25 protein-coding genes are annotated in these 26,336 nt (G+C 38.5%); 14 read left to right on the forward strand and 11 right to left on the reverse strand.

Annotation, left to right across the window (positions count from 1 at the left end; translation table 11 throughout):
- Position 1 precedes the first annotated feature (1 nt).
- Genes AC1F25_RS12070 through AC1F25_RS12080 form a run of 3 tightly spaced genes read right to left on the reverse strand, consistent with a single transcriptional unit; the run spans position 2 to position 3,954 of the window.
- Complete coding sequence (locus AC1F25_RS12070; protein ID WP_002335179.1) at positions 2–1,009, reverse strand: aldose epimerase family protein; 1,008 nt, start codon at positions 1,007–1,009, stop codon at positions 2–4.
- Entirely contained in the window at positions 1,002–1,667 is a 666-nt protein-coding gene (pgmB, locus tag AC1F25_RS12075) for a beta-phosphoglucomutase (protein WP_047927984.1), read from the reverse strand. The genes AC1F25_RS12070 and pgmB overlap by 8 nt, the downstream gene beginning before the upstream one ends.
- On the reverse strand, positions 1,660–3,954 hold the full coding sequence (locus AC1F25_RS12080) for a glycoside hydrolase family 65 protein (RefSeq protein WP_479994144.1): 2,295 nt from the start codon (positions 3,952–3,954) through the stop codon (positions 1,660–1,662). Before AC1F25_RS12080 ends, pgmB begins: the two co-directional genes overlap by 8 nt.
- A gap of 258 nt (positions 3,955–4,212) precedes the next feature.
- Between AC1F25_RS12080 and AC1F25_RS12085 the strand changes: the two genes are divergently transcribed.
- Positions 4,213–6,378 (forward strand): PTS transporter subunit IIBC, encoded by a 2,166-nt coding sequence (locus AC1F25_RS12085; protein WP_002310738.1) that lies wholly within the window; start codon positions 4,213–4,215, stop codon positions 6,376–6,378.
- Positions 6,379–6,566: 188 nt separating this feature from the next.
- Positions 6,567–7,397, forward strand: coding sequence for an endonuclease/exonuclease/phosphatase family protein (locus AC1F25_RS12090; protein ID WP_047927982.1), 831 nt, complete (start codon positions 6,567–6,569; stop codon positions 7,395–7,397).
- A gap of 101 nt (positions 7,398–7,498) precedes the next feature.
- Here AC1F25_RS12090 and AC1F25_RS12095 read toward each other — a convergent pair whose 3' ends face one another.
- A complete protein-coding gene (locus AC1F25_RS12095; protein ID WP_002316660.1) occupies positions 7,499–9,199 on the reverse strand; it encodes a hypothetical protein in 1,701 nt (566 codons plus the stop codon).
- A 503-nt stretch (positions 9,200–9,702) separates the two neighbouring features.
- Here AC1F25_RS12095 and AC1F25_RS12100 point away from each other — a divergent pair.
- Both AC1F25_RS12100 and AC1F25_RS12105 read left to right on the forward strand, forming a co-directional pair.
- Positions 9,703–10,863: a class C sortase gene (locus AC1F25_RS12100; protein ID WP_002314050.1), complete on the forward strand. Its 1,161-nt coding sequence runs from the start codon at positions 9,703–9,705 to the stop codon at positions 10,861–10,863.
- Between the two features lie 15 nt (positions 10,864–10,878).
- Complete coding sequence (locus AC1F25_RS12105; RefSeq protein WP_002310743.1) at positions 10,879–11,322, forward strand: GNAT family N-acetyltransferase; 444 nt, start codon at positions 10,879–10,881, stop codon at positions 11,320–11,322.
- A gap of 483 nt (positions 11,323–11,805) precedes the next feature.
- Here the strand turns inward: AC1F25_RS12105 and AC1F25_RS12110 are convergent, their stop codons facing one another.
- Positions 11,806–12,336 carry a phenolic acid decarboxylase gene (locus AC1F25_RS12110; RefSeq protein WP_002314051.1) on the reverse strand — a complete coding sequence of 177 codons (531 nt, stop codon included), beginning with the start codon at positions 12,334–12,336 and terminating at the stop codon, positions 11,806–11,808.
- A 104-nt stretch (positions 12,337–12,440) separates the two neighbouring features.
- On the opposite strand from AC1F25_RS12110, the gene AC1F25_RS12115 reads away from it, so the two are divergent.
- Positions 12,441–12,995 (forward strand): PadR family transcriptional regulator, encoded by a 555-nt coding sequence (locus tag AC1F25_RS12115; protein WP_002293202.1) that lies wholly within the window; start codon positions 12,441–12,443, stop codon positions 12,993–12,995.
- Between the two features lie 156 nt (positions 12,996–13,151).
- On the opposite strand, the gene AC1F25_RS12120 is transcribed toward AC1F25_RS12115, so the two are convergent.
- The gene (locus tag AC1F25_RS12120) at positions 13,152–13,625 is read right to left on the reverse strand and encodes a MerR family transcriptional regulator (RefSeq protein ID WP_002293203.1); all 474 of its coding nucleotides are present in this window, start codon (positions 13,623–13,625) and stop codon (positions 13,152–13,154) included.
- Positions 13,626–13,762: 137 nt separating this feature from the next.
- Here AC1F25_RS12120 and AC1F25_RS12125 point away from each other — a divergent pair, with 137 nt between their 5' ends.
- The 3 genes from AC1F25_RS12125 to AC1F25_RS12135 all read left to right on the forward strand — a co-directional run bounded on the left by AC1F25_RS12125 (position 13,763) and on the right by AC1F25_RS12135 (position 16,694).
- Positions 13,763–15,235: an MDR family MFS transporter gene (locus AC1F25_RS12125; RefSeq protein ID WP_002293204.1), complete on the forward strand. Its 1,473-nt coding sequence runs from the start codon at positions 13,763–13,765 to the stop codon at positions 15,233–15,235.
- Positions 15,232–15,942 (forward strand): DUF4811 domain-containing protein, encoded by a 711-nt coding sequence (locus AC1F25_RS12130; protein ID WP_479994145.1) that lies wholly within the window; start codon positions 15,232–15,234, stop codon positions 15,940–15,942. Before AC1F25_RS12125 ends, AC1F25_RS12130 begins: the two co-directional genes overlap by 4 nt.
- Positions 15,943–16,409: 467 nt before the next feature.
- A complete protein-coding gene (locus tag AC1F25_RS12135) occupies positions 16,410–16,694 on the forward strand; it encodes a DUF1905 domain-containing protein (protein WP_002310749.1) in 285 nt (94 codons plus the stop codon).
- Between the two features lie 42 nt (positions 16,695–16,736).
- Here AC1F25_RS12135 and lpdD read toward each other — a convergent pair whose 3' ends face one another.
- From lpdD to AC1F25_RS12150, 3 genes are read right to left on the reverse strand one after another with little or no spacing between them, the layout of a single operon-like run.
- Positions 16,737–17,156, reverse strand: a complete 420-nt coding sequence (gene lpdD, locus AC1F25_RS12140) for a prenylated flavin chaperone LpdD (RefSeq protein ID WP_002310750.1) — start codon at positions 17,154–17,156, stop codon at positions 16,737–16,739.
- A 1-nt stretch (position 17,157) separates the two neighbouring features.
- The gene (locus AC1F25_RS12145; RefSeq protein ID WP_002293209.1) at positions 17,158–17,742 is read right to left on the reverse strand and encodes a UbiX family flavin prenyltransferase; all 585 of its coding nucleotides are present in this window, start codon (positions 17,740–17,742) and stop codon (positions 17,158–17,160) included.
- A gap of 46 nt (positions 17,743–17,788) precedes the next feature.
- Positions 17,789–19,264 (reverse strand): UbiD family decarboxylase, encoded by a 1,476-nt coding sequence (locus AC1F25_RS12150; RefSeq protein WP_002314053.1) that lies wholly within the window; start codon positions 19,262–19,264, stop codon positions 17,789–17,791.
- 179 nt (positions 19,265–19,443) lie between these two features.
- Here AC1F25_RS12150 and AC1F25_RS12155 point away from each other — a divergent pair, with 179 nt between their 5' ends.
- A complete protein-coding gene (locus AC1F25_RS12155; RefSeq protein ID WP_025476985.1) occupies positions 19,444–19,755 on the forward strand; it encodes a hypothetical protein in 312 nt (103 codons plus the stop codon).
- 263 nt (positions 19,756–20,018) lie between these two features.
- Here the strand turns inward: AC1F25_RS12155 and AC1F25_RS12160 are convergent, their stop codons facing one another.
- Positions 20,019–22,355 (reverse strand): ABC transporter ATP-binding protein/permease, encoded by a 2,337-nt coding sequence (locus AC1F25_RS12160; protein WP_002345400.1) that lies wholly within the window; start codon positions 22,353–22,355, stop codon positions 20,019–20,021.
- A gap of 141 nt (positions 22,356–22,496) precedes the next feature.
- Between AC1F25_RS12160 and AC1F25_RS12165 the strand changes: the two genes are divergently transcribed.
- The 5 genes from AC1F25_RS12165 to AC1F25_RS12185 all read left to right on the forward strand — a co-directional run bounded on the left by AC1F25_RS12165 (position 22,497) and on the right by AC1F25_RS12185 (position 25,264).
- A complete protein-coding gene (locus tag AC1F25_RS12165) occupies positions 22,497–23,165 on the forward strand; it encodes a response regulator transcription factor (RefSeq protein WP_002310759.1) in 669 nt (222 codons plus the stop codon).
- 2 nt (positions 23,166–23,167) lie between these two features.
- Complete coding sequence (locus AC1F25_RS12170; protein ID WP_002316668.1) at positions 23,168–24,211, forward strand: HAMP domain-containing sensor histidine kinase; 1,044 nt, start codon at positions 23,168–23,170, stop codon at positions 24,209–24,211.
- Positions 24,212–24,576: 365 nt separating this feature from the next.
- Positions 24,577–24,771 (forward strand): hypothetical protein, encoded by a 195-nt coding sequence (locus AC1F25_RS12175; RefSeq protein WP_002310761.1) that lies wholly within the window; start codon positions 24,577–24,579, stop codon positions 24,769–24,771.
- Positions 24,772–24,863: 92 nt separating this feature from the next.
- On the forward strand, positions 24,864–25,100 hold the full coding sequence (locus AC1F25_RS12180) for a hypothetical protein (RefSeq protein WP_230078829.1): 237 nt from the start codon (positions 24,864–24,866) through the stop codon (positions 25,098–25,100).
- Positions 25,085–25,264, forward strand: coding sequence for a hypothetical protein (locus AC1F25_RS12185; protein WP_002310763.1), 180 nt, complete (start codon positions 25,085–25,087; stop codon positions 25,262–25,264). Before AC1F25_RS12180 ends, AC1F25_RS12185 begins: the two co-directional genes overlap by 16 nt.
- Positions 25,265–25,362: 98 nt before the next feature.
- On the opposite strand, the gene AC1F25_RS12190 is transcribed toward AC1F25_RS12185, so the two are convergent.
- Positions 25,363–26,244: a LysR family transcriptional regulator gene (locus AC1F25_RS12190; RefSeq protein WP_479994146.1), complete on the reverse strand. Its 882-nt coding sequence runs from the start codon at positions 26,242–26,244 to the stop codon at positions 25,363–25,365.
- Between the last annotated feature and the right edge of the window lie 92 nt (positions 26,245–26,336).

Genomic DNA, 26,336 nt, shown 5'->3' on the forward strand with positions numbered 1-26,336 from the left:
GTTATTGTGCAGAGAACCGATAAATCGTCTGACTGATCCGTTCTTGACCAGGATGGAGGTTGATCGATCCAAAGTTGGGAAAATGAACGATATCAGGGATTTCTTGCGGTTCGATTGCTAATCCGTAGTTTGAATGCATCTGTTTTCCGTTGACAGAGAAATCAGCTTCAAATCCAGTCGTAGAAAATAATACCATACTTTTATTGGAAGTTGCTATAGTCATTTGACGACCAGAATGCTTCTCGAATAATTGTAAGGAATTTCTGGAAAGCCTAGGATGATGCAAAAGAAATACATCATCTAGTCCAGCTGGATAACAAGCAAGGATTTCTTGCAGTGTTGGAGATTTTCTAAAGTCGATGGGCAGGTCTTCTTTTTTCGTCCAATTTCCAGTAGGTAGTTTTTCTTGATCTAATTCAAGGATACCATCTAAGAAGACCGTTAACTGATGGTCATAGATGTCTCTTTTTCCATTTCCTGAAAGGTTGAAGTAGGCATGATTGGTCGGATTGCAGATGGTTTCGACTAGGCTACTGGCAGAGGTCGTCATCTCTAACTCGTTTTTTGTCAAACGGTAAGTGATCGTAGCAGTGATTGGTCCTGGATAGGTAGAAAATTCATCTTTTAAGTAAAAGACCACGCCTATTGATGAAGGAGTTTTGAAAACTTCTACTTCCCAATATTGGAAAGACCAGCCTTTCGTGCCACCGTGGATATGGTGTGATCCGCAGTTTTTTTCCAATCTATGCTCACCCCAAGAAGCATCTCGGATCCTTCCAGCTACAGGTCCGACAGTTGCGCCAAAAAAGCTTTTATCTGTTAGAACATCTTCGAAACGATCGTAAGACAATAAAATATTTTCTGATTTTCCTTCTTTGTCTGGCGCGAAGATTTGATGCAGGCGGGCACCATAGTTGAGAAGAACGACTTCTAAATAGTCGTTCTTCAACGTGATTTTCTTTATTTCAGTCTCTGGAACTGGTACGACGGAGATTTCTGGATTATCCATGGTCATGCCACTTTTCTTTCAAGTAATCGATCGTAAGAAAAGTCGTATCAGGGACAAGCGGGATCTCCTCTCCAAGGTCTTCAGCACGTCCCACGCCAATTGGTTGAGCACCACTTGAGAGGATGGCTTGGATACCAGCTTGCGCGTCTTCGATCCCGATACATTCTTCTGCTTTTAGTCCGACAGCTTTTGCTGCAAGGAGAAAGATATCTGGCGCAGGTTTTCCGTTTGCTGCTTCTGCCGGGTCGGCAATAGCGTCAAAGTAAGGTGTGAGACCCATTTTTTCAAGTAGGAAAGGCCCATTTTTACTTGCAGAAGCAAGAGCGATCTTGATTTTTTCTTTTTTTAAAGAATCTAGTAAAGGGACGACTCCAGGGAAGACATCTTTTGGTTCGATCGTCTGGATCATCTCTAAATAATAATCATTTTTTCTTTTTGCTAATTCTGCAAATTCTTCCTTTGAAAAAGAGTGTTCTTTTCCGCCATAAGCTAAAAGCAAAGAGAGAGAGTCTTCTCGGCTAACGCCTTTTAGCTGTTCATTGAATGTACGGTCGATCGTAATGCCGATTTCCTGACCAAGCTTTCGCCAAGCACGATAATGGAATTCGGCAGTATCGGTAATGACGCCGTCTAAATCGAACAATACCCCTTTAAACATTTGCTTCCTCCTTTCTTAGCGTTATTTCTAGGCGATCCTCTAAAGTGTAAGACTGTTCATAGACGAAAAGTTCCAGAGGCATACCTTCTAATAACTCGAAAGTAACTTGTTCATCTGTAACTGAGATGAATAATAAACGTCCGCGATAATTGATATGGAAAGAATAAGCATTCCAGGTTTTTGGCAGAAATGGTGCGAATTTCAATTGATCATGGGCGGTTTTCATTTGTGCAAATCCTTGGACGATCGACAACCAGCTGCCAGTCATGGAAGTGATGTGCAAGCCGTCTTCTGTGTCGTTATTGTAATTATCCAAATCCAAGCGAGCTGTTCGTTGGTACATTTCTACAGCTTTGTTTTCCATTCCTAATTCTGCTGCTAAAATCGAATGGATACTTGGTGAAAGGGAAGACTCATGGACAGTCATTGGTTCATAGAAATCAAAGTTTTTTTGTTTTTCTTCTTTTGTAAAAGTATCGTTGAAGAAATAAATCCCCTGTAATACATCTGCCTGCTTGATGAAGCAAGATCTAAGGATTTTGTCCCAAGACCAATGCTGGTTCAGAGGAAGATCGCTTGTGGGAATATCGGATACAGGCATGAGATCTTTATCTAAGAATGTGTCATGCTGGACAAAGATCCCCAATTCTTCGTCCACTGGGAAGTACATGTTCTCTGCGATATCTTTCCATTTGGCTAGTTCTTCTTCGCTGATAGTGATAGCAGCTTCTTTTTGATAAGTTAAATAATTTTCTCGCGTGTAACGCAAGACCCAAGCTGCGATCGTATTTGTATACCAATTGTTATTGATGTTGTTTTCATATTCATTTGGTCCAGTCACTCCGTGGATCATGTATTTATTTGCTCGTTTTGAAAAATGGACACGGTCTGCCCAGAAGCGGGCGATTTCTGCTAAAACTTCTAGACCTTCATTTTTCAAATATTCTGTATCACCGGTGTAATTCGTGTAATTGTAGATTGCATAGGCGATTGCACCATTTCGATGAATCTCCTCGAAAGTGATTTCCCACTCGTTATGACATTCGACGCCAGTGAAGGTGACCATAGGATAAAGCGCGCCTTTTAATCCTTGCTGCTGAGCGTTGTGGATCGCTTGCGGCAGCTGGTTATGCCGGTATTTCAGAAGATTCTTAGTTACTTCGGGTTTGGCTAAAGCGAGATAAAGAGGGACTGCATACGCTTCTGTATCCCAGTAAGTGGCACCGCCGTATTTTTCTCCTGTGAATCCTTTGGGTCCAATATTCAATCGTTCATCTTCGCCGTAGTAAGTAGAGAATAGTTGGAACAAATTGAAGCGAATACCTTGCTGTGCTTCTTCGTCTCCTTCGATGACCACATCGGCAAGCTTCCATCGTTCTGCCCAAGCCGCTGTTTGTTCTTCTTTTGCTTGGATATAATTGTTTGTCTGATTTGCTAATTCTGAGAGGGCTTTTTCTGCTTGCTGCGCTTCTGGGATATCTCGACTAGTAAGAACGATGATTTCTTTCTCTACTGTCCATGTCTCGCCTTGAGATAATTCAGCAGACAGGCAACCATGTAAGGCTAAAGTATCTTCGTGATAGTCAGGAACGACTGCTTTTCCGTTAACGAAATGACGCATTGCTGCAGTAACAGTGAATTGTTCGATCCCAAAGTTATTTGGAATAGTTTTAGTTGTCAAATAGCCGATTTCTTCTATGGTTCCACGATCGATCTCATTCCAAAAATGTTCATCATAGTTGCTGTCTTCGTTTTGGACATTTCCATCCAATTTCGATACGAGGTCGACTGTTCCGTTACCTTCAAGCATTTCTATAGTCAAACGGATGTAAGCTGCTTCTTTTTTGATAATGCTCAAAAAACGTTCAAATGAAATACGTACTTTATTAGTAGAAGTAGTGATTGTGAATGTACGAGATAGCACACCGTTTTTCATATCTAGTTCCCAATAAAAATCTTCTGGTTCCAAAGAAGCCAAGTCGATCAGCTGATCGTTGATCGAAATATCTATTGCGATAAAGTTCAAGGCATTGATCACTTTTCCAAAGTACTCTGGATAACCGTTTTTCCACCAGCCGACACGTGTCTTATCAGGATACCAGACACCTGCCAAATAAGTACCTTGATGGTGATCTCCTGAGTAAGTTTCCTCAAAGTTCCCACGCATCCCCATATAACCGTTTCCAATACTTGTCAGAGATTCTTGCAGTCGAAGATTTTTTTTATCTAATTGGGTCGTGCTGATTTTCCATGGATCAATAGCAAATAGTCGTTTGATCTGTTTCATTGTTCTCCTCCTAATGAGCTGTTTTATACGTTCATAATAAACGCAACCGATTGCGCAAGTCAATAGACAATAAGAAATATTTCAAAGAAAAAAGCATAAAAATAAATTTTTTTCGAGCTATTTATAGAAGGAAACTTATGTACTATAGGTTTTGAAGAATGGTATAGACAGAAGAATGAAAAATAAAGCATTTACAAAAAAGAAAACGTACGCTATAATACATTTAACGAAACCGATTGCGTAAAGGAGCTAAACGGAATGAAAAAGATATTTAGTTTTGAGTTTTGGCAAAAATTTGGAAAGGCTTTAATGGTTGTGGTGGCAGTGATGCCGGCAGCTGGATTGATGATCAGTATAGGGAAATCAATTCCTTTGATCAATCCTGAGTGGACGCCGCTTGTTACAACGGGCGGAGTAATAGAAAATATTGGTTGGGCAATTATTGGTAATCTTCATATTTTATTTGCTTTAGCAATAGGAGGAAGTTGGGCAAAAGAACGAGCAGGTGGGGCATTTGCTGCTGGGATCTCATTTATTCTGATCAATCGGATCACTGGGGCCATCTTTGGTGTCACAAGCGACATGCTTGCGAATGAAGACGCGTTTACTCACACTCTTTTCGGTACGAAGATTATGGTTAAAGGGTTCTTTACAAGTGTGTTGGAAGCACCAGCTTTGAATATGGGTGTATTTGTAGGGATCATCGCTGGTTTTGTCGGGGCAATGGCTTATAATAAGTACTATAATTATAGAAAATTGCCGGATGCTTTGTCTTTCTTCAATGGAAAGCGCTTTGTTCCGTTTGTCGTTATCTTATGGTCAACAATTGTGGCATTGATTCTTGCTGTTGTGTGGCCAAACGTACAGGCCGGAATCAATAATTTTGGTTTATGGATTGCAGAATCCCAGGAAAGCGCACCGATTCTAGCACCGTTTTTATTTGGTACATTGGAACGTTTGCTATTACCGTTCGGATTGCATCATATGCTGACGATTCCTATCAACTATACACAGCTTGGCGGATCGTACGAGATTCTATCAGGTGCACAGGCAGGAACACAAGTTTTTGGACAAGATCCGTTATGGTTAGCTTGGGCCACTGATTTAGTGAATCTTAGAGGTGCAGGGGATATGGCGCAATATGAATTTGTGCTGCATAACTGGACACCGGCCCGTTTCAAAGTAGGACAAATGATTGGTTCTTCGGGTATTTTGATGGGGATGGCATTTGCGATGTACCGTAATGTCGATCCTGATAAGAAAGCAAGATATAAATCAATGTATTTTTCAGCAGCGTTAGCTGTCTTTCTAACAGGTGTAACAGAACCATTGGAGTTCATGTTCATGTTTGCGGCTGTACCATTATATGCCATTTATTCAGTCATTCAGGGAGTGGCATTTGCAATGGCAGACATTTTACCATTGCGGGTCCATTCATTTGGAAATATCGAATTGCTGACGCGGACACCGTTAGCTATCAAAGCGGGTCTAGGTGCAGATCTTATCAACTTCGTGTTATGTGTAATCGTTTTTGGTGTTGTTACTTATTTCTTAGCAAATTTCTTAATCAAAAAATTCAACTTTGCTACACCTGGGCGTAACGGAAATTATGACAATGACAGTGAAGAAACCACTGTATCTAACAGTGGAACAGGAACAGCAGATCAGCAAGTGGTCCAGATCATTCATTTGTTGGGCGGAAAAGAAAATATCAAAGATGTCGATGCCTGTATGACTCGTTTACGTGTAAGTGTAAATGATCGGGAAAAAGTTGGGACTGAAGAAGCCTGGAAACGAGCAGGAGCAATGGGGCTAATCGTCAAAGACAATGGAGTCCAAGCAGTTTATGGACCAAAAGCAGATGTCTTGAAATCAGATATCGAAGATTTGTTGCAATCAGGAGCAGAGATTCCAGAGCCGCAAATGGTTTCTACAGGAAATGGACAAGCAGATAGTAAGCATTACTTAGGTATAGAACAAGAACTAGTTTCCGCAGCTTCTGGGGAAGTGATTCCATTAGCTGAAGTAAAAGATCCAGTATTCTCACAAAAAATGATGGGTGATGGCTTTGCTGTTATTCCAACGTCAAGAGAAGTTGTTGCGCCGATCGCTGGAAAAGTTACAAGTATTTTCCCTAGCAAACATGCAATTGGGCTAGAAACGAAAGATGGCGTCGAAGTTTTGATCCATATGGGGATTGATACAGTCCAAATGAATCAGTCAGCTTTTGAGATTGCTGTCAAAGAAGGACAAGAAGTAGGAACAGGAACGAAATTAGCTGAGATGAATCTTGAGGTGATCCAAAACGAAGAAAAAGATCCAACGATCATGATCGTATTTACGAATGATAAAGTGGAAGAAGTAGTGATCAAGCAAGTAGGGACAGTGGCAGCTGGTAAAGTGATCGGCTCCATTAAAATATAAGGGGAGGTTGTGAAATCAGCGCCCTGACCTGAGTATTAGAGAGGCAAAACGGAAAAATAGCTCCTCATATTTTGCCGTTTTTGAGCTAATACCGAAGGTCAGCTGATTGAACACTGTTTACTGGGGAGGTTGTGACAAAATTTTGTCACAACCCCTTTTGTTTCGAAATGAAAAGAAGGAGAAGAACCATGAAATTCATGACATTGAACACACATAGCTGGCTTGAGCCAGAACCAGAGAAAAAATTACAGGAATTAGCAGAGAAGATCCTGTTAGAAGATTATGAAGTGATCGCTTTACAAGAAATCAACCAATTGCTGGAATCTGAAGAAGCAGACCCTGCAAAACTAATGAAGTTCTGTCCAGTAGAGAATCAAGTTCCTATCCGCAAAGATAATTTTGCCTACTGTTTAGTCCAGCTTTTAAAAGAACAAGGAAAAGAGTATTTTTGGAGTTGGGAAATGAGCCACATCGGTTATGATAAATATGAAGAAGGAAATGCGCTGCTTACGAAAAGACCATTGGAAAGTCAGGTCCTCACCGTCTCCGAATCTCAAAAGAAAGAAGATTATCGGACGCGCAAGATCTTGATTGGAAAAACAAAGATAGATGATCAAGATATTTTTGTCTCTAGCTGCCACTTTTCTTGGTGGACAGATAAAAAAAGCGGCTTTTATTTTGAGTGGAAAAACTTGGAAAACTACTTTTTTGAAACACGCGCACCACTTTTTTTCCTAGGTGACTTCAATAATCCAGCAGATTCTGAAGGTTATCATATAGTAAAGGAAAGTGGTCTTCTTCTTCAAGATTCGTATGTTATCGCGAATGAAAAAGGCAAGGCGGCTACTGTGGAAAAGAAGATTGATGGTTGGGAACAAAATACAGAAAAATTGCGTATAGATTTCATTTTTGTCCCTGAAGGAGTACAAGTAAAAAAATATCAACGGATTTTTGACGGGATCGATAGCCCAATCATCAGTGATCACTATGGGGCTGAAATCGAAATAGATGGACGATGAACGAACAAAAATATGACACAAAAAAACTAAACAAAATAAAACTCTCCGATCGATCCTACCGTTCGGAGAGTTTTTTTGATTGGATGTATCATCCGTTTTGACTAAGCATGTAGATGCTTGTATCTATGATAAATAAATAAGCACAGCAAGGTAAACCAGCCAATCAAAGTAAGAGAAAGAATGAAATAGAAATAGATTGGCGTTCGATAGTGAAGCGTGAGCTCGTTGATCCCTTTTTGCTGATTCACAATTGGGGTCCCGATATCCGTTAATTCATAATCAGTCAATGTTTTTCCATTTTGCTGTAGTACAGTCCGATCATAAACGATAACAGGGATATGAACCGTTTTGTCCCCAGTATTTTTCCACTTGATTGTCAAAAGACCGCCTGGATGTGTTTTTATGAAAGTTGTTTCGTTTTCTAATATTTCTTCGTTATATCGGTCGTATTTGTTGTCTTTTGTCTCCTTATAGATTGGGAGATAGTCAGGGGTGGTTTTTTGGAAAACGAATAAGCTGGTAGACATATCTTTACTGAAGAATGTTTTCCTTGCTTCTTCCGGTGTATCGAAGAGATAAGTATGTCGACTGACAAATGTTTCATTCTCCCACTTTTCTAGATGCTGGTATAAGTTTTGGATCGTCTGTGCAGAAAAAATAAGAATACCCAATATACCTAAAAGACGGAACCACTTTTGCTCAGACCATTGATTTAGTGATAGGGCAAGGTAAAGCAGAAGCAATAGCGTAAATGGGACGAAAAATCGAAATGGAAATTGAATTAAGCTAATAAAAGGTACATTTTTTTCGATCAATGTCGTCCATGGAATCAAGCTAGTAGAAAGAAAAAAGAAAACAAGACTTGTATACAACACGATTTTTTGGAACAAGGTGTTCTTTTGTTGAAAGAAAATAAAAAGCAAAAAACCTGACAATATCAATATCGGAAAGGCTTTAGGGTAATGAAGCCAATAACTGCCATCTAGGTCAATCGCCTTTTGACTCATTTCTCTGTTAACAAAGGGGGGAAGAATCTTATTCCCGCTGTAAACAATAGCTAGTCCTGCCCAAATATTTGCTGTCAGGACAAAATAAAGCAAGACCGACTTGATCAGTTGAAGCAGTGCTTTTCCTTTTTCAGTCTGGTTAAAAAAGTAATAAAGATAAAAAGGAATATACATCAAGGCTAACATGATCGAAGACAGCAGATGAATCTGCGTCATAAGTCCAACTGAGATCGCAACTTTGATCACAGGAAACTTTTTATGAAGGACGAAATCAACAATAGGGATCATGCATAAAGGATAGAAACAAGTCCCCCAACTAGTGAATCCTTGATTGATAGACCAATATTGAATAGAATACGTACTCATGAATAAAACGGCTACTGGTACACTTACCCAGTTCCGAACATTGACATATCTCAGTAAAATCAGCATAGAAAATCCTGAAATAAGATAAAGAATGAAGTTTGAAAGAATCTGATAGTGAAACCAACTACCTGCAAGCAACACGATCAATCCTTGTAAATAAGCAAAAAATGGGCCGTAAACGGCATTAACGATCCTACCGCTTTGCTGGAATCCATAAAGGGAAGGAAAATAATGGAAATCCCCATGTTTGATTTGTTGCGCAGCATCGTAGAACCGATTGTAATGGAAGGGGGCATCAGCACCCAAAATTAGTTTATGTGTGAATAAATGAGGCATGAGAAATACCAAAGCAATGAAAAAAATTGCTAAAAACGGGCCATATTTTTTCAATTGTCGAACTCCTTTGCAAACTTTAGATAAATTCATCATATATCCTATGCGATAGGGAGGCAAGAAATTAGAAAATTCATGAAAATATTTATGAATTTTACAAGAAAAACACAAGTGAAATTTCTAAGGAGAGAGGATGTGACAAAGCCATGTCGCCTCCCTTGTTTTGGGTAATAAGCTCACTAGCCTAGAAAATATGAAAAGCTATTTTCTGACTAGCGCTCTTATTACTCAAAGCATAACGCAGTTTTCACAACCACTTCCTTAAGCGGTCTTCAAAAGCTTGCATCTGCGGTAATAAGTCCAACCAAACGAAAAATATGAGGAGCTATTTTTGTTTGGTTGTTCTTATGACTTGATGCAGGACAGCTTTTTCACAACCTCTGATTCACGGTGTTCCAGAAGTAGCTTCTTCAGAAATCTCTTCTTATTTCTTGAAGCTAACCACTTCTGTCACAACCTCATCGGCTTTCATTTTCTATTTTTTTCCTGAACCCATATAATAAAAGAAAGAACAAAAAAACTTGCAAGGGAGGAAACATGTGAAGCAGAGAAAGCAAAAACAGTCTCGTCGGCTTTTGTTTCGTTTATTTTTATTGATATGTATCGCCGTAGGGTTATTAATCGCTTTGTATCCATTTTATGTGGATTCTTTAAATAGTCTTATGGATCAAAAACGAATGGAACAAGTACAAAAACGAACCGCAGCCGAAAATGAAGCGCAACGAAAGAAAATGGAGGAGCAAAACCAACGATTAACTGACCAAGGATTCAATCCTGGGGCTGATCCTTTCGATGAACAGAACAGAAATGAAAGCACGACATCCAGCCAATTAGAGGAATGGCTGATCGGAAGTGTCAATATACCTAAAATCCAAATAAGTATTTCACTTTATGACCGGCTTAACGGCATGATTCTTGAGAATGGAGCAGGCGTCTTACAAGGAACTTCTTTCCCACTTGGTGGAAATTCGACGCATTCAGTGATTTCTGCTCACAGCGGGTTACCCAATCGACGATTATTTACCGAGTTAAATCGCTTAGAACACGGAGATACGTTTATTTTGACTGTTTTGGGGGAGAAATTGGCTTATCAAGTTGAAAATATACAAGTGGTACTGCCAGATGACACGTCTGTTCTAACGATTGAAGAAGGAAAAGACTTAGTCACCTTGCTTACATGTACACCATATATGATCAACACGCATCGTTTGCTAGTGACGGGACATCGGATTCCTTATAGTGAATCGGTAAAAAAGGAAGAAGAAAAAGGAAATCAGGAAAGAAATTTGCGACAGTTGCTTATTCTTGCAGGAACGATAATAGCTGTAGTCATACTGTTACTGTTTATTGGTCGATTGATTTATCAGTATCGGTTAAGTAAAAAAGTGCTTGATTTTTCATTTATTATAAGTGATTCAGCAGGAAATCCAGTAAATGGTGGCTCATTTATTTTGAAACATAAGAAAAAAACACTTACTAGAAATGGTGTGCCGTTTTCAGTGCAAAGCGATCATTATGGGAAAGTCAAGCTGGATCAATTGCCTGGTGGGACTTATCGAATCGTATCAGTTGATGATCCTAAAGTCGCTGCATCTTTTGGTATCAGAAAATTAAAACAAGAAAAGATGTACTTTTTTGAGGGGCGAAAACTAGTGAAAGAACTTCAAAAAAATGGTTTTTGGTTTAAACTCAATGACTAAGTAAGGAGAGAAAAAATGATTCGTACAACAACAGAGTTGTCTGCTGAAGAACTGGAAACTGTTCTATCGATTTGGCTGCATGCTAATTTGGATTCTCATGGATTCATCTCACCAACTTATTGGGAGAATCAAGTAGAATCTGTTAGGAAAGCTTTACCAGATGCGGTGATTTACTTAGCAGAAATAGATCAAGAAATCGTCGGTTTTGCTGGGGTGATCGATCAGTTCATCGCAGGAATCTTTGTAAAAAGGGAATACCGGCAACAAAGAATCGGTACGCAACTAATGAAAAAAATAAAAGAAACCAATAAAACATTGACTTTGACAGTTTATCAAAAAAATCAATCAGCTATTCATTTCTATCTTTTACAAGGCTTTACCGTTCAAATACTGCAAAAAGATGAAGCAGTAAATGAGGAGGAGCTTGTGATGCAATGGAATCAAACCACTGATTTTTGATGAACAGAATAACGAAATAATGCTCCCAGCCTATTTTTTTGCTGGGAGCATTATTTCATTTTGAAGTCACTATTTTAACTGTGTGAAGATGCAGGTTACAATCTTTGATAAACAGTGTTCAAAAGCTTGCATCTGCGGTAATAAGCCCAACCAAACAAAAAATATGAGAAGCTATTTTTGTTTGGCTGTTCTTATTACTTGATGCAGAACAGCTTTTTCACAACCTCTCCACTAAACAGTGTTCAATCAGCTGACCCTCGGTATTCGCTCAACAAACGGCAAAATATGAGAAACTATTTTTCCGTTTGTTTCTCTAATACTCAGGTCAAAACGCTGATTTCACAACCTCTTGATAAACGGTGTTCAATCAGCTGCTTCTCGGTAATAAGCCCACTAGCCTAGAAAATATGAAAAGCTATTTTCTGACTAGCATTCTTATTACTCAAAGCGTAACGCCGATTTCACAACCTCTCTTTCACAACCTTATTTTACTCGTTTATAATTTTCATCGAAATATTTTCCGCTACGGATATCATCAGGCATTCCATCATATGGTGCTTCACTAATAACATCTTCATTGTCTATACCTGCATCACCCATATAAGTGATCGTAGCAAATTCAGGAACAAGTAATTTTGGATAAGTTTCATATTTTTCACGAGCTGCTTCCATTTCTGCGATATGTTCATTTTGGAAAGTAACAGTGATTTCTGGATGTTCTTCAACCCATTTAGGGAAAAAGATCATTCCGTGAAGTTTCTTTTCATTTGGCATAAAGTCTAATGCAACGTCTGTCCCTGTTGGTTCTGTCCAAGTAATTTTGAATACGCCATCTGTCAATTTAACGATATCAGCTTCTTGGTCTTTTACCCAACGACCTTTGACCATTCCGCCGTGGATACGGTAATCGACAGTATGGTCATTTTTTGCATACCATTCATATTCCCAACCGTTGTCATACGTATAAATAAAGTGAGTTCCAATAAAATCTTCCAATTCTTTAAATTCTTTCATGTTTAAGCATCTCCCTCTAAATTAAAACATGTAATAAACTACATGTTTTTGATTACTTGTTTATGATAGAATGGATTTAAAGATTTGTCAAGGAGGAAAAACTGATGGCAAGAAAAAATACACTTCGCTATATTTTATTAGGATTATTAAGTAAGAAGCAGATGACAGGATATGAATTGAATCAATCATTCAAAAATGAAATAGGAGAATTTTGGCAAGCAAAACATAGTCAGATTTATCCTGAGCTGGCAAAAATGGAAGAGCAAGGAATCATTCAGCATCAAGTAGAGATCACAGGCGAAAAATTGGAAAAAAAAGTTTATGAATTAACAGAAGAAGGGAAGGAACAATTAGCAGAGTGGATTCATACACCGACCAATGAACTGCCGGTTAATCGAGACGAATTCGTTTTAAAATTGTATTTCGTCAAAGACGTAAATGATCCGGCATTAGTAGAAATTATCCAGCAGCAACGTGATCTTCATGAAGAAAAACGCCTTCATCTATTAGAGCGGAAAAAAACAATCTTTCCTACAGAAAAAGAAAAACATGAAAATTACGGACATTACTTGATTTTAGCGCATGCGATCAATCGGGAAACAGAATATGCAAGTTGGCTGACAGATGTATTGGAAGAAGAAAACAACCGAAAAAAATAAACTAAAAAATATCCGAACAGTGATGGATGCTTCCTTTCTATATGAAAGAAATGCAGATCACCGTTCGGATATTCTTATGTTCAAGCAGGCTTTTTCTAAGTGTTATATGTATCATCTACTTTTTAAAAAGTCTGATGTTTAGGAGATTAGCGGAGCTTAGAGTTCTTTTAACAGCTGCTCGTAGTCAGCTTTTTCATCGACAGGAAGGAGTTTGTAAGACAATTCGTCTGTCTCGTTGTCATGAATGATGTACATCTTCGCATTCTCTTCTTTGAAGTTACCGATTTGTAAAATCGTATAGCGTTCGTCGATCAATTCGATATCTTTGATTGCTTTTGAAAAAACTTTGCGGACATGATGCATTTTCTTTTGTCGGATTTCTGCCTTTTCTGCAGCTTTAGATAAGGTAAATCCGTCATCTAAGTATTTTTTGATCAGTTCTACTTTTATAACTGTAGGCAAACGATATTTTCTAGGACAATTCGCATCAGCTTCGATCGAACGAATGAATCCCTTTTGTTCCCAATACCGTAATTGACGTGGAGACACACCGACGATATCACTTAATTCACTGATGCCAACAACCAATTGATCGTTTTCCAACAAACGTTTAAGGGAAGCCCCAACCATTTTTGTCACTCCTTTTGTCCTCTTACTTTCTTTAATTATATCTGTATTAACTAATATGTCAAGTAGGTTGACAAATGGTGGATTTAGGACTAAAGTATTCTAGTAGTTTCAGAAAAAATTCAGAAAGAAGGAGAAATATGAGTAACAACCAACCCGTAGATATTTACGGAAAACCATATAATCGGACACTTTTAGTTGTTGTCTTATTAATTGGTACATTTTGTACCGTTTTGAATCAGACCTTATTGACGACAGCTTTTCCTACATTGATGAAAGCTTTCGATATTTCAGCGTCTGATGTGCAATGGTTAACGACTGGTTTCTTGCTAGTCAACGGGATCATGATCCCAATAACAGCATGGCTGATCAATAAATTCAGTTCAAGAAATTTATATCTTTCTGCCATGACGATCTTTTTGATCGGAACGATTACTTGTTTTACAGCACCTAATTTTAGTACATTACTAATCGGTCGCTTGATCCAAGCTTGCGGTGTGGGAGTATCGATGCCATTATTGCAAAATATCATGTTGTCTATTTTCCCACCAGAAAAAAGAGGATCAGCAATGGGGATGTCAGGAATCGTTATTGGGCTTGCTCCTGCTTTAGGCCCTACATTATCTGGTTACATCATTGATAACTACCATTGGCGTGACTTGTTTGGTATGGTACTGCCAATCGTTGTTCTTGTCTTGGTTTTAGCATTCTTCCTAATGAAAAGTGTTATTCCATTGTCAAATCCTAGCATTGATATTTTATCAGCTATTTTGTCAACGATTGGATTCGGTAGTTTGCTTTATGGATTTTCTAGTGTAGGTGATGATGGCTGGGGAAGCTTGAAAGTAATTGGTTTCTTAGTCGTTGGTGTGATTTTCATCGCCTTGTTCTCATGGCGTCAATTACATTTGGAACATCCATTCTTGGAGCTTCGTGTATTCAAATCATCTACATTTACGATTGCAGCTGTTTTAGCCGGTGTAACGAATATGGCGATGGTAGGGGCAGAAATGGTCGTGCCGTTGTATATCCAAAACATTCGCGGAGAATCAGCATTCCATTCTGGCTTGATGTTGTTGCCAGGTGCTTTGATCATGGGGGCTATGATGCCTGTTACAGGTGCGATTTTCGATAAATACGGCGCGAAACGTTTAGCCATTACAGGGATGTTCATTTTGACAGCCGCAACTGCACCATTTGCTTTCTTGACAAAAACGACTCCAGTTTTATATATCGTGATCCTTTATGCGATCCGTATGTTTGGGATCTCCATGGTCATGATGCCGGTAACGACTTCTGGTATGAATGCATTGCCAAATAACTTGATCAGTCACGGGACAGCGGTAAATAATACATTCCGTCAAATTGCAAGCTCGATCGGTACAGCTATTTTGATCAGTGTGTTGACGAATGTGACAAAAGCAAATATCCCAAGCAAATCTGTATTGGACAATACACCATTAGCTTATAAAGATCAGGCAATTAATGCCACACTGTCAGGTTACCATGCCGCGTTTATCGTAGCGATCATCTTTGGGATCCTTGGCTTTATTATTGCCTTTTTATTGAAGAAAAAAGAACCTGTTCTAACGAAAGCGGGGGATAATGCATGATTATTGGAGTTTTGATTGTCAGCTTGCTTGCTTTTGCTTTAACGAACGTGTTCGCTAAAAAAACATGGCAAACCTTTTTATCTTTGATTTTCGGACTACTCTTCGTCGCTTCACTAAGTTTGATCGTCGCTAATTTGTCCAATCACTTTGGAATGGAAAAAGTAACGGAAACGAAAACAGAAAAAATTGTTTCCAGTGCTGATTCCCAAGGAGCAGATATGCTTTTGTATAAAGCTTTAGGGAATGGAAAAGAAAAAGTGTATCTTTACCGAACGAATGAAAAACAAGAGAAACCAAAAGCAACTGGTACGGATAACGAAACAAATAAAGTAGAAAAGACAGACGGCGATGCTGAAAAAGTGACGAAAACTACTTATTGGGAATACAAAAACGACATGTATAAATTCTGGTTCAATATTGCTGATAACAATCACGAATATGACAGCCGAGTGAATACATTCAAAATCCCAGAGACATGGGTAGAATTAAGTACGGATCAAGCATCCAAGTTAGCTGAATTAGTGAAGAAACAGCAAAGTACGATGGAAAGTGAAGCAAAAGCTTATGTGCAAGACGGTATGGTAAAAGCAATGACTGAAAATCCGCAAATGAGCAAAGCAGAACAAGAACAACGTACGAAAGCCTTAACTGCTGAATTCCAACAACAAGCATTCGCGAAATTAGTGAAAGAAGCAAAAGGCGGATAATATTTTGAACACCGTGTAGGAGGTTGTGAAAAAGCTGCTCTGCATCAAGCAGTAAGAACAATCAGATAAAAATAGCACTCCATATTTTTCATCTGATTGGGCTTAGTGCCGTAGATGCAAGCTTTTGAACACCGTTTAAGGAAGAGGTTGTGAAATCAGTGTTTTGACCTGAGTATTAGAGAAAAAAACGGAAAAATAGCTCCTCATATTTTGCCGTTTTTTGAGCTAATGCCGAGGGTCAGCTGATTGAACACCGTTTGAGGAAGAGGTCGTGAGCCTGCCGTTTCACTCTGAGTCACAAGGAGCAATTTCAAAAAACAGCTTCTCATGTTTATTGAATATTGTGACTTGTGACCGAGGAGTTGGTAGGAGAACACCGTTTATTCGAAAAAAGGAACTGCGACAAGACTTTTGTCACAGTTCCTTCTTTTTTTGCTATACTAGATGTAAAAAATAGGAGAAATAAAATGAGGAAAACTTATTCTTTTGAATCAAAAATCTATGCTTCCGAAGTCGGCAAGGGTGGCGCATATATTGTTTTTCCATATGATATAAGAGAAGAATTCGGTGCTGGAAGAGTGAAAGTCCAAGCAACTTTTGACAATGTGCCGTACGAAGGCAGTATCGTGAATATGGGCGTGAAAAATTTAGATGGTTCGGTCTGCTATATCCTTGGACTACGAAAAGATATTCGTAAAAACATCGGAAAAGATATTGGTGATATCGTAGTAGTTACAGTGAAGCAAAAATAAAAACAAGAGGTTATGACAAAAGATGTGTCACAACCTCTTCTTTCATAATGGTTTTTCACCATCTGTATAATAAACTGGTTCTTTGATATGGAAATCTGTTTTTTCCAACCAATCTAAAATCTTGTAACCTAACTCTTCTGACATCGGAAAAGAAGCGTTGATTTGTGCATTGGAGATATGGTCAACATGGATACCGGAAGTGATTGTACAGCTTCCTGGAACGGCATTTTTGATGATCACAGCTATTTTTTCGGCTAAGACATCGTCTTTGTGGAAACGACCATCGTGGCTAGGGAAACGTACAGTTTGGATCTCTGTATCACGAGAAAATGTAGTGACTGTTCCGATATGTGGTGTATCTCCGCCTGTTAAAGTAATCAATAAGTCTTTACCGATTACTTTAACAGCAGCTTGGATCGTGAAACCTAGTTTTGTTACTTCAACTATCGTTTCTTTTTCCATATTAATCACCTTGCCAACGTTTTGAATGTTCATTTACAATCCCAAATTGATCCAAAAGTTTCATTGTATGGTGATCAACAAGATCTTGGATCGTTTGAGGCTGATTATAAAAAGCAGGGATCGGTGGTATGATTTGCACACCTAGTCGTGCTAATTTAGTCAAGTTTTCCAAGTGAATGGCATTTAATGGCGTTTCACGAGGGACAATGACTAACTTTCGTTGCTCCTTCATTGTTACATCAGCAGCACGTGCAATCAGGTTGTCGCCTAAACCAACAGAGATACCTGCGACTGTTTTCATACTTGCCGGTACGATGATCATTCCATCGGTCAAAAATGATCCGCTGGCGACAGCAGCCCCTAGATCTTTGTTTGAATAATGGTAATCAAACAGGCTTTCGAATTCATTTAGGGATAAATCGGATTCCAGCTTTAAGTTCTGTTTTGCCCATGGACTGATGATTCCGTGTGTTTCTACCATCGGATATTCTTTTAGTTTCTTCACTAGGTTGATGGCATAAATGGTGCCCGAAGCGCCACTTACACCAATCACGATTTTTTTCTTCCGTTGTGCCAATTGTTCCATTTTCCGCACTCCTTTTTATGATGTCAAAACAGTTGCAGATCATTCATTATTTCAAATATTTTTCCCAATCTTCTACTTCTTGGAATTTTGCACGTACAAAATGTTCTTTCATATCGAAAGGAACTGTACCGTCAAAGATAGTTTTTGCACTCATCCCACGGAAACGAATAGAGCCAGGATTATATTCTGGTAATTCTGATGGGTCCAATGGATGGTTTCTCATTCCTGGGATCACAATGACGTCTTTATCTCCTTGGAACCGAGTGTTGAAAGTCCAAACTACATCGTTCATGTCGAAAATATCAACATCTTCATCGACTAAAATGACTGTCTTCAATTCTTTGAAGGCTGATAAAGCAAGAATAGCTGCTTGGCGTTGGATACCTTCATCCGCTTCGTTTTCTTTACGGATCTGCATGATGGTCATCAATTTACCGCCACCTGCAGGAGGATTGTAGACATTTACTACTTTTCCTGGAATAGCTTTATCAACCAAGGCAAGAATACTTGCTTCTGTAGGAATACCGGCCATAGATACGTGTTCTTCACTTGGACCAATCGTTGTTTGCATGATTGGATTGTCTTTTCGATGAGTAACTGCTTTGACTTTCACTACTTGTACAGCTGGATTAGCATCCCCAGTATAGCCAGGAAATTCTGGCATTGCTTTTCCTGAGTTCGTGTTGATATCTTCTTGCATTGTTTCATTTGGCATGATTTCTGCTTCAATGATAAATTCAGCACGAGCAATACCCACTTCATCGACTGCTACACCATCAACGATTTGAATAGGTTCGTTACGCAAAGCTCCTGCACACCATAGTTCGTTGTAGCCAAGTGGAGTGGTAGGTGGTTCGAAAGTCGTACCAATGGCAATTGCTGGATCTAAACCAATATTGATAGTGATAGGCATTGGTTTATTCAATGCTTCAAATTGTTTTTGGAAGTGACCAATGTGGCGTCCACCAGGCATGATGTACATACCGATCGTATCTTTGTCTTCTAGGACCATACGATGGATCGTTACATCGCTCATTGTTTTTTCTGGATCTGATCCTAAGACTACACCCATCGTGATGTATGGACCTGCATCTTCAGGAGTATTTGTAGGTGCAGGCAAAATGTTGCGAATATCGAAGTCTGCATCGGTAGCTAGATGAACGACTTCTTGTGCTGGAGCGTCTGCTTTGTCTACTTTCACAGGTTTGATTGGATTTTCTACAGCGTCTTTCAAGAAACGACCAAGTGTTCGATAATCATGGTGCAAAATTTCACCTACACGTTTACGACTAGCCATTGTCCCGATGTTCACACGTGTGCCGGGGAAACCTTTGATATTATTGAAAGTCATAGCTGGTCCTTCTTGAGTTGGACGTTTTACTGTACCGCCAGCACCGATATAACGGTAAACACCAGATAATTCTGCTTCAGGATCGATTTCAATATCTGTTTCGTGATATTGACCTGGAAGTGTTTTTAGTTCTTCGATGACTTTTCTTAAATCATACGGTTGATCTGTCATGAAAAATTCCTCCTTAGTTGTCTTTACCTATCTATAGTAAAAGGTGCAAAGGAGGAAAACAATTCAACTTGATTGATAAAATATTCCTTAATGGAATGAATACGTTTTTTGCTAATAGAATAAACTATGATATACTTACAGCGATAAGAAAGCGCATACTAAATGCTGATGGAAGGAAAGTGAAAAAAATGGAGGAGTCGTTTCCTAAAGCAGTAAAAGTAGAAAATATAGCGAATATTTTGAAAGTTACATTTGAAAACGGGGAAGTAAAATACGTGAAATCTCATTGGATAGAAGAGATAACCGATGCCTTGCAATTTGGAAAAAAAGGAAGAGGAAAAAGAAAAAATCTTCTCGCTTTGTCTACTAATATGTGGATTGGGACTGAAGTAACGATTGAAGCAGATGGAACAGTATTCATAAATGGAAAAGACAAATATACACCGCAAGAACTGTGGCTCAAAGGGGAAAACCATATTCCAGAATTATAAATAGGCAAGAGGTTGTGACAGAAGTGGTCAGCTTCAAGAAATAAGAAGGAATATACGAAAATTGCTTCTCAAATTTTTGTGACATTTCGGCTTATTTCCGAAGAAGTTACTTCAGGAACACCGTGAATCAGAGGTTGTGACCGAGGAGTTGGCAAGAGAACGCCGTTTATCGAGAGGTTATGAAAAGCTGTTTATTCGCAAAAAAGAGTGGTGACAAAATTGTTGTCACCACCCTTTGTAGTAATCGGAAAAAACGAATAGCTTTATTCTGCACGCAAAGCGATAGCAGCGTCTTTTTTCGCTGCCATTCGTGCAGGAAGATGACCGCCAAGCATCGTCAATACAGTAGAGACAATCACTAGAATGATCGCATGGACAGGATTTAGTTGCGCAACATTTTTTAGATCCGTCATGCTGTACAAGATGCTATTGATAGGGAATGTAGCTAGCCAGGCAATAAACACACCTAGTATCCCAGAAGAAATACCTAAAATACACGTTTCTGCGTCAAATACGCGAGTGATATCTTTTTTCCGTGCACCTAAAGCTTTTAGTACACCGATTTCTTTTGTCCGTTCAATCACAGATGTATAAGTAATGATACTGATCATGATCATACTTGTTACTAAAGAGATCCCTGCAAAAGCAATGAGGACATAAGTGATAGCATCCATCAATCCGCCAGTCAGTTCAGTCATCGTTCCAGCTAAATCAGTATAAATGATTTTATCTTCATCTGATTTGCCTTTATTGTAATCATCTAAATAATCCAAGATTTTTTCTTTGTCTTCAAAATTGTTCGGATAAATCATGATACTTGAAGGCAAGCTGTCTCCACCTAAATAACTAAGCAATGTTTGTTTGGTACTTTCGTCAACTTTTTCAGTAGTTAAGACATTTACATCACTGTCTTTTTGGGCTTTGACGATTTCTGATTCTTTGTTTTCATTGACGATTTGAGTCGTTAATTGATCACTATAAGCGATTCCTGGTGATAAGAGATTCATTGTAGAAGAAGACTTCACCCGTAGGATTCCTGAAATCTTTAATTCATCTGAAGCATTCTGATACATCGCATCATAATCTGTATTAGGGATAAAATTCCCAGTTGGAAGTTTTGTATAGTAAGTATTGTTGTTTACTAATTTGAATGTTGTACCGACGATCTCATCGAAATCAAGTTTTTCGTCTTCCTTCACGTCAAATCCAAGATTTTTCAATGCATTGATATTAGTATTATTGTTGCCGTCTACGATCAGCACGACATCTGTTGCTGAGGCTGGATAACTTCCGGCAAGTAAAGAATAATTATCTTTTAAAAAGTTTTCTTTACTAGTGTCAAGCTGTGTAGGGAAACTTGACACTCCCACCCCTGTCATTGCTGACATCGTGCTAGACAAGGAAAGAGATTCCGCATCAGGGTTTTGATTCGAGAAGCTGACAGGCTGTACTTTGCCATTTACATCACGTAAAAGATTGATTCCTGTTGTACGAGTAAACCCAATATTATTACTTAAATTAGGATCGATGTCTGTTACATAATCGACGTATGTTTGATCGATTTTATTCGTATGCTGTGCCTTGTCTTCTTCGCTGACTTTTGCTGTGATCGTTTTGCTGTCTGGATAATCTGCTTTGCTTGCACCCAATCCAGCATCGTCACGGGTCTGGTTAGTCGTTACCTTAGAAATAGTGATCGGAAATTTCGCCATTGTTTCAGCTTGTGTGTTATCGATTTGCTTTTGGAAACCAGAAGAAAGGGAAAGGACGATCGCGATTCCGATGATCCCGATACTGGAAGCAAAGGAAGTCAAGAAAGTACGTCCTTTTTTTGTTCGGATATTGTTGAAAGAAAGCTTCAACGCTGTCCAAAAACTCATCTTCGTTCTGCGCAAGTTAAATTGATCATCTTTTGGTCGTTCGATGTGAGGATGGGAATCTGTTAAGATTTTACCATCAGAAAATTCAATGATTCGGTCTGCATATTGATTGGCCAGCTCAGGATTATGTGTGACCATGATCACTAATTTTTCTTTCGATAACTCTTGGATCAGTTCCATGATCTGAATACTTGTTTCTGTATCTAAAGCTCCAGTTGGCTCATCACACAAAAGGATATCTGGATCATTGGCTAGCGCTCGAGCGATTGCTACCCGCTGCATTTGTCCACCAGATAGCTGATTTGGCTTTTTGTGCATATGATCTGTCAAGCCGACTCGATGCAAAGCATCTTCTGCCCGTTTTCGTTTTTCGTCTTTAGAAACACCACTTAATGTCATCCCAAGTTCAACATTTTCAATAATGCCTAAATGACCAATCAAGTTGTAACTTTGAAAAATGAACCCGATAGAGTTGTTTCGGTAGGCATCCCAGTCGTTGTCCTTGAAGTCTTTAGTAGACTTTCCGTTAATCACCATATCACCGGAATCATAATTATCTAGTCCACCAATCACATTCAGCATAGTCGTTTTACCAGAACCACTAGGACCTAAAATCGCTACGAATTCTTTTTGTCTGAAAGCAACAGACACACCATCCAATGCTTTAGTGGTGGTTTCGCCGACTTTATAATATTTTTTTATATCTTTTAATTGAAGCATAATCACCCTTCTCCCGTATTGAAATATTCGGTATACTAATAAGTATACCGGAACAATGATCGTAGTATACGAAATAAATGTTAACTGAAGATGAACTGCAAGAAAAAATCTAGAAATTTTTCAAAAAACAGAGGGAGAACAATGAATCGTATTTTAATAGTAGAAGATGATCCGCAATTACAGTTGCTTTACCGTTCTGTGTTGGAACGAGCGGGCTTTTCAGTTATCACTGCACTGAATGGAGAGGATGCGCTGAAAAAACTAGAAGCGACACGTATAGAATTGATCATTACAGATATCATGATGCCGAAAATGGATGGCTATGACTTGCTAGACTCATTACGTAGCACCAGATTTGACACACCTGTTCTAATGATTACGGCAAAGGCCGATTTTGAGGATAAGAAACGTGGGTTCAAATTAGGAGCAGATGATTATATGACAAAACCCATCGATGTCAACGAGATGATCCTACGTGTGGAAGCATTGCTTCGACGTTCAAAAATCAATTACAGCAGTAGCTTGATGATTGGACAAACAAAATTAGAGCTGGATACTTATACAGTGTTACAAGATCAGCATTCGTTGATTCTGCCTCAAAAAGAATTTCTGCTTCTGTATAAATTACTGTCTTATCCCAATAAGATCTTCACTCGCCAACAGTTGATGGATGACATTTGGGGATTAGATACGAATACAGAAGAACGAACGATCGATGTACATATCAAACGTTTAAGGACCCGTTTTGAACAGACGGAAGACTTTCAAATCATGACAGTACGGGGATTAGGCTATAAGGCGGTTATTTAAAGATGAAAAAAAAGCTATTTTCACAATTATGGATCTATTTTGCTAGTATCGTCTTCATTTCGATCTTAGTGACACTGCTGTGTTTTCTCGGTTTTATTTTCTTATTGTCTCGGCATTCTATCTCACCTGCTGAATCGGCTGGAAAACCAACGCTATACCCGTTATTCGTCTTTGCAGGGTTCAGTATGATCGTGGGTACAGGAATATCGATTTTTGTTGGGCGGCGTATTCTGCATCCAATCAGTGCACTAGGGACAAATATGAGTCTGGTAGCAACGGGAGATTTTTCGATTCGAATGGATGAGCATCAGAAAGTAGCAGAAGTACAGCAACTGTATAAAGATTTCAATGTTATGGTCCAAGAACTCAATAGTATCGAAACATTGAGGAATGATTTTGTGTCCAGTGTATCCCATGAATTCAAAACACCATTAGCAACGATCCAAGGATATGTACAATTGTTACAATCCCCAAATCTCTCTGACGAAGAACGCCAAATATTTTTATATCGGATTATCGAAAGTATCACGCAGCTTTCACAATTAACAGAGAACATCTTAAAATTGAACAAACTGGAAAACCAGCGTATCCAACTGGAAAAGAAAGAGTACCGATTAGATGAACAAATCCGAGAAGTAATCGTTTTTTTGCAGCCTAAATGGGAGAAAGAACAGCTAGAATTAGATATCGAACTTGCTGCAGTAAATTACACAGGCAATGAAGAGTTTTTGTACCAAGTGTGGTTGAATATCATGGATAACGCCATAAAGTACAATCAAGTCAATGGACAGATTCATATCAAACTATTTGAGACAGCCACAGAGATTGTACTGGAAGTGACCGATTCAGGTGTAGGAATGAATGAAGAGACCAGAGATCGAATGTTTGAAAAATTTTATCAAGGAGATACAAGCCGTCAAATTTCTGGGAATGGGCTAGGACTTTCACTGGTCAAAAAAATTCTAGAACTGCATGATGGACGTATTGATTATAGCAGTATCGAAGGAGTAGGAACGACAGCAATGATACGGTTAAGTAAACAATAGGAAAAAGAATAAAACCCCCTAAAATTCTATTGAAAGTTTTTAGGGGGGTGTTTTTTAAAAATAAAAGTTATTTTATTTGTGTTTAACCCTTTATATTATGAATATTTTTTATATGATTAGTTATTTAACGTTTATGAATCTAAAACGTTTTTTTATTATTTACTTTTATTATTTATCAAATTAAATGCTATGATTTTCTTGTGAAAAGGAAAAAGGATGGCTGTTGAAGAAGAAAAAGGAAAAGTTAATGTACTTATTTGCAATACGAATAATGAAGGCGGGTAGGAACAATTTTGTGAAGAAGCTTTTTTATAAAGAATGGAAAAAATAGGAAATAAAAATAAAAAAACAATTAGCAGTCTTCCATGAAAAAATATTTTGTAGCTGGTTTGTCGTTTATTGTCTTTAGCTCGGTGGGTTTGCAAAATATGACTGTTTTTGCTGAAAGTCAAGTTATTAAAGAAGAAGGCACAGTTAAATCTGAAGATATCTCTCAAGAAGACATTGAAAAAATTGATAACGTCACAGCTAAAGATGTGGTTGAACATGCAAAAAATTAGGTTATAACCCAGAATTAATATGGACACGTCAGGAATTGCAAGAAGCCTATCAATCAATTCAGACAAGAGCTGGTGTAAATAGACTAATTACTATGAGTAATGATTTAAAATATTTGTATATGAGCAGTTTTACAGCAAAATTGGCTCTTTCTGGAGGGGCTGCAGCAGTTGCTGCATTGTTTCCTGGGATTGGAGTTTCAATAATTGCCACAGCGGTTACCATTATTATTGCAGAAAGAATTAATCTTGACAGAGGGATTATTGTTAGACTTTCTAGAAATAAAACAACAAATTTACTTGTTCCTACAGCAGTATGGCAACAGGGATGAGGGCTCAATCCATTTTATCAAGTGTGATTTTTGTGTTTGGTCTATTTTGGGCAGGAGTAGGTGATGGAGATTTTTCTTTAGACAATTTTTTTGTATTTAGTGGCTTGTTCTTACTGTTCTTTAGGCATAAAATCGCTGCTTTCTTATTGAAATACGAGAAATGATAGATGTGTCATTGAAACAAAGACATGATGCAAAAAAGAGAGCGAAAGTCATGAGTTGCTCTCTTTTTGGATGGATAGATAGACAGAAAATGAAGGGCTTAGTGTTCTTCTTGTCTCAAATACTCCCAAAATGTATCTGAAGCCAAAGAATGTTCACCGATTTTACGCGTAAATGCGAGATAACTTTCTTTTGTTGGAGAGATGGGGAGGATCACAGTATTTTCTTTTAACAGATTTCTGACTGTTTTTTCCATAACAATAGCAATCCCCATGTCATTTGCAATCATATTGATGATCAAGTCGATCCTAGATCCTTTATAAGAGATTCTCGGTTCAAATCCAGCTTCGCGACACAAGTTCAGCACAGGTTGATACAAGTTCGTAGTAGGGCCAAGAACCAAAAAATTTTCCTTTTTCAGTTCACTTAGATCCAATTTCTTTTTAGCAGCTAAAGGATGGGTTTTAGGCAGAACTGCTACAAAATCGTCTGTTTCAGTAGGTAGCCACTCAATCGAACTTGGTGGGGCCTGGAAGCTTCTGGCAAAGTGGATCGTATCACTATGTTCATTTGTATCGTCGTAAGTCAGTTCGATACTTTCCACTTCTTTCAACTGGACCGTAAATTCAGGATGGCGTTTCAAAAATTCGGTAATTTTGGAAAAGCCTTGGTAATTGATCATGGTTGGTAGCGTTAAGATATTTAATGAAAGATTGTTTTCTTGCGTATAGGTTTCAAGCACTTCTTGCATGGCATGGTATTGTTCTACGACATTTTTTACATAAGGGAGCAACAAGCTTCCAGCTTCGGTCAACTCGATTTTTCTATGGGCACGTTCGAATAATTTGACGTCTAGTTCTGTTTCTAACGAAAGAATCTGTTTAGAAATGTTTCCTTGGGTGGTGAATTGTCGTTCAGCAGTTTTGGTGAAATTCATTGTTTCGGCTAAATCAAGAAAAACTTCAAATTTATGGATATCCATCATATTCCTCCTACTTATTCCAATAAAGAATACTTTAACACAAAAAATGAATTGGTGTAACCTACTCTGTCTGGTACAATCTTTCTTGCAAT

The organism is Enterococcus sp. M-BR2 (assembly GCF_056612775.1).